The 4,148-nt window shown below is 69.8% G+C and carries 4 protein-coding genes and 1 pseudogene; 1 reads left to right on the top strand and 4 read right to left on the bottom strand.

The genetic code is table 11. From position 1 onward, the window contains the following. Nucleotides 1–1,142: glycine--tRNA ligase subunit beta (gene glyS / locus V6M42_RS05625; RefSeq protein ID WP_332677721.1), on the bottom strand; the 1,142-nt coding region annotated here is incomplete at its 3' end. Then, nucleotides 1,142–2,029 (bottom strand): glycine--tRNA ligase subunit alpha, encoded by an 888-nt coding sequence (locus V6M42_RS05620; protein WP_332677719.1) that lies wholly within the window; start codon nucleotides 2,027–2,029, stop codon nucleotides 1,142–1,144. The genes V6M42_RS05620 and glyS, both read right to left, overlap by 1 nt. Before the next feature lie 116 nt (nucleotides 2,030–2,145). On the opposite strand from V6M42_RS05620, the gene V6M42_RS05615 reads away from it, so the two are divergent. After that, on the top strand, nucleotides 2,146–2,883 hold the full coding sequence (locus tag V6M42_RS05615) for a polysaccharide deacetylase family protein (protein ID WP_332677717.1): 738 nt from the start codon (nucleotides 2,146–2,148) through the stop codon (nucleotides 2,881–2,883). On the opposite strand, the gene V6M42_RS05610 is transcribed toward V6M42_RS05615, so the two are convergent. Together V6M42_RS05610 and V6M42_RS05605 are read right to left on the bottom strand one after the other, a co-directional pair. After that, a complete protein-coding gene (locus V6M42_RS05610) occupies nucleotides 2,880–3,806 on the bottom strand; it encodes a hypothetical protein (RefSeq protein WP_332677715.1) in 927 nt (308 codons plus the stop codon). The two genes, V6M42_RS05615 and V6M42_RS05610, sit on opposite strands and share 4 nt — an antisense overlap. A gap of 92 nt (nucleotides 3,807–3,898) precedes the next feature. Further along, nucleotides 3,899–4,148 (bottom strand): annotated as a pseudogene (locus V6M42_RS05605) (hypothetical protein); the annotation flags it as partial.

Here is a 4,148-nt window from a genome sequence, read left to right as displayed (position 1 = left end):
AGACGCGCGGCCGCCTCGGCCTGATCCGGATCGGCGCCGACCAGCGGGGCGATCTCGCGGGCCAAGGCGGCGATGCGGTCGACGCGTTCGGCCAGCGTCCCCAGCTTCGCGTGGAAGGTGACGCCTTCCAGCTTCCTCGACCAGGCCTCGAAGCCGGTCTTCAGGTCCTCGTCCCAGAAGAAGCGGGCGTCATCCAGACGGGCCGACAGGACGCGGCTGTTGCCGGCGGACAGGGCCTTGCCGCCGTCGGTGGCCTCGACATTGGCCACCACGACGAAATGCGGGGCCAGGCCGTGGGTCGCGGGATCGCGGACGGCGAAATATTTCTGGTGCACCTTCATCGACAGCCGGATCACCTCCGGCGGCAGGGTCAGGAACTGCGGGTCCATGTCGCCCAGGATCGGCGTCGGCCATTCGGCCAGCCCCGCCACCTCGTCCAGCAGGCCGTCGTCGTCGACCAGCGCCACCCCCCTGGCCGAACAGGCCTTCTGCGCGCCCTCGAGGATGCGCAGCTTGCGGTCGACGACGTCCAGCAGGACGAAATGCTTCTCCAGCTTCGCGCGGTAGTCGGCGAAATCCTTCACCGCGAACGGCTGGGCCGGGCCCATGAAGCGGTGGCCCTCGGTGGCAGCGCCCGAGGCGATCCCGTCGATCTCGAACGGAACCACATGGCCGTCGAACAGCGCGACGATCCGCTTCAGCGGCCGGATCCAGCGCAGCGCGCCCGAGCCCCAGCGCATGGACTTGGGCCAGGGGAAGCCGCGCACGATTCCGTCGACCATCTCCGGGATCAGGGCGGTGGTGGGCCGGCCCTTCTCGCTGACGACCGCGAACCAGACGCCGTCGCGTTCGCTCAGTTGATCCTTCGTCAGGCCGGTCTTGCGCAGGAAGCCTTCCAGCGCCTGTTCGGGCGCCGAGGTGCGGGGGCCTTTCAGCTCCTCTTCGCGGTCCGGCGTCGCGGCCGGCAGGCCCTCGACCACCAGCGTCAGCCGGCGCGGTCCGGCGAAGGTCGTCAGCGCCTCATACGTCAGCCCAGCCGCCTTCAGCCGTTCCGAGGCCATCCGTTCGAGGTCGCGCGCGGCGCCCTGCTGCATGCGGGCGGGGATCTCTTCCGAGAACAGTTCGATCAGCAGCTGGGCCATTACGCGCGCCCCCTTTCCTGCTCGACCCATTCGGTCGCGCAGGCCTTACAGAGATCGCGGATGCGGCCGATGTAGCTCTGGCGTTCGGCGACGGCGATGGCGCCGCGGGCGTCCATCAGGTTGAACAGGTGGCTGGCCTTCAGCACCTGGTCATAGGCCGGCAGGACCAGCGCCTGATCCTGCGGACCCTTCATGGCCAGCAGGTTCGAGACCTCGGCCACCATGTCCTCGAACCGCCGCTTCAGCCCGTCGACGTCATAGCCGTGGAAATTCGCTTCCGACTGCTGACGCTCGTTCTCGAGGAAGACCTCGCCATAGGTCAGGCCTTCCTTGGTGAACTTCAGATCGTAGACGTTGTCGACGCCCTGGACGTACATGGCCAGACGCTCCAGCCCGTAGGTCAGTTCGCCCGAGACCATGTCGACCTCGATGCCGCCGACGCCCTGGAAATAGGTGAACTGCGTCACCTCCATGCCGTCGCACCAGACCTCCCAGCCCAGACCCCAGGCGCCCACGGTGGGGTTCTCCCAGTCATCCTCGACAAAGCGGATGTCGTGCAGTTTCGGATCGATGCCGATGGCCGCCAGCGAGCCGAGATAGAGCTGCTGCAGGTTTTCGGGGTTCGGTTTCAGGATCACCTGATACTGGTAATAGTGCTGTAATCTATTGGGATTTTCGCCGTATCGGCCGTCTCCGGGGCGGCGGCTGGGCTGGACGTAGGCGGCCTTCCACGGGCGGGGGCCCAACGCGCGCAGCACCGTCGCGGGGTGCAGGGTTCCGGCCCCGACCTCGATGTCATAGGGCTGGAGGATCGCGCAGCCCTGATCGCCCCAGTATTTGTGGAGGGTGAGGATCAGGTCCTGGAAGGCGAGCGGTTCGGTGGTCACGGGCAGGCTTTTTCGTCCGGGGAAGAAGGCCGCGGACCCTAGACGGGCGGCCTTTGCCGGGCAAGGCGAAGGCCCGCCTACGCTTCCTTAAGCGGCATTGGCTACAGATCGTAGCCATGAAGCCAATCGACCAGATGCGCCGGCGGGCCGCGCGCTATCTCGACATCGACCCGGTGACGATCGCGTCGCCGCGGGGCGTGTTCTCGCTGAGCTTCGACGACATTCCCGCCAGCGCCTGGACCGAGGCCGGGCCGGTGCTGGCGCAGCACGGGGTGAAGGCGACCTACTATGTGTGCGGCGGGCTGGCCGGCGGGCGGAACATGGACCGCGACCAGTTCCAGGTGGCGCATCTGCAGGCGCTGGATGAGGCGGGACACGAGGTCGGCTGCCACACCTTCGGCCACACCAGCGTGCTGCGGATGGATGCGGAGGCCCTCAGTCTGAGCCTGGACGCCAACGCCGCCTGGGTGGCCGAGCGGCTGGACGGGCGCCGGATGACGACCTTCGCCTGGCCGTTCGGGGATGCGACGATCGGAGCCAAGCGGGTCGTGCGCGAACGGTTCGCCATGGCGCGCGGGGTGCGCGACGGGGTCAACGCCGGGCGCGAGGACCGGGCCCTGATCAAGAGCATCGGCCTGGAGAGCCGTCGGCTGCCCGGATACCACCTCGAGGCGCTGATGGCGCAGACGGCGGCGTCGAAGGGCTGGCTCAACGCCTATGGCCACGACGTATCGGACCGGCCGACGGACTATGGCTGCACGCCCGACGATCTGGACCGGGTGCTGCGGGCGGCGAAGGCCGCCGGGCTGGAAGTGTTGCCGGTCGGGGCGGCCTGGGGCGTGGTGACGGCCTAGGCGGCTTCCGCCATCGCCTGCTGCATCTTGCGCGCATCGGCCCATTTGATCAGCGCGGCCCTCGGCCAGGCGACGATCCACGAGCGGGCGGTGTATTCGCCCTTTTCGATCATGGCGGCACGGGTCGGTGAGGAGGTCGCGGCGCGCCGGGTGTGGATCTCGCCTGGACCCTGATGCAGCAGGAAGGCGCCGTTTTTCAGCGGATTGACCCGCAGATAGGCCAGGCGCGGGCTGATCTGCTCCAGCGGCGGGTCGTAGAACCAGCTGGAGCCCAGCATGCCGGCCATCGCGGGGCGGCGCTTGCAGATCTCGGCCGCCGTGGCCCAGGCGCGGTCCCAGCCGGCCTCGTTGAAATCGGACAGTTCGCGGCTTTCGGTGTGAACCTCCAGCCAGGGCTTCCAGGCCTGGGCGGAGGCGTAGGCCGGGATCACCGACCAGCCCCAGCCCTCGCGGGCGTGGCGCAGGACCTGCCCGGGGCCCATGGGCGAGCTGAGGTCGATCATCTGGGTGCGGGCGCCGGGCACGCTGAGGACCAGCGAGATGCGCACGTCCTTGGCCCAGAAGTCGCGGTCGTAGGGATCGGCCGCTGCAGTCAGGAAGTCGGCGAGGCGCTGGATCCATTCGGGATAGAGTTCGTGCACCGCGGACGGCAGGTCCGCGGCGGGCACGCGGGCCGGCATCTCCAGCGCCCAGACGGCGATCAGGGCGCGGCGGTGAGCGTCGGTCAGCGCTGACCCGAAGGCCTCGGCCAGGGCCTCCTCGGCGCGATGGCCGGGCTGGTCGAAGTCCCAGTGCGGGGCAGACGCCCCGGCGGCGGCGGCGGCGGCGGCCTTGAGGGCGTGGAGGCGGGCGCGGTCCTCGGCCGGGATCCGGTTCAACACGGCCTCGAAGGCGGCGATCTGGGATCGGGAGAGCGTTTCCATGCCGGCAGCCTAGCAAACACCGGTTGTCCGGCGGTTAAGGCGGAAACGGCGGCGGACGCGGGTCCGCCGCCGCTGTCTCAGGCTGCCGGAGCTCAGCCGCCGGGCGTCGGGGCGGGCGCGGGGGCGTCTTCGTCATCGTCGGCCGGGTCGGGCGTATCGACCGGCGGCGTGACGCGCGAAGGATCCGCCTGCCGGTCGACCTGTCCGTCCGTCGGATTGGGCACCGGCGGTGAGGCGATCGTGGTCGTCGTGGCGGCGGGCTGGCCGTTGGGCGCGGTCGTGCCCGGCGCGGCCGGGCGGGTGGTCGCGGTGGGCGCTGCGGGCGCGGGCGCGGCCGAAGGC

This window comes from Brevundimonas sp. (assembly GCF_036677305.1).
Lineage (GTDB): Bacteria > Pseudomonadota > Alphaproteobacteria > Caulobacterales > Caulobacteraceae > Brevundimonas.
This window is presented reverse-complemented; position numbering and strand designations above follow the sequence as displayed.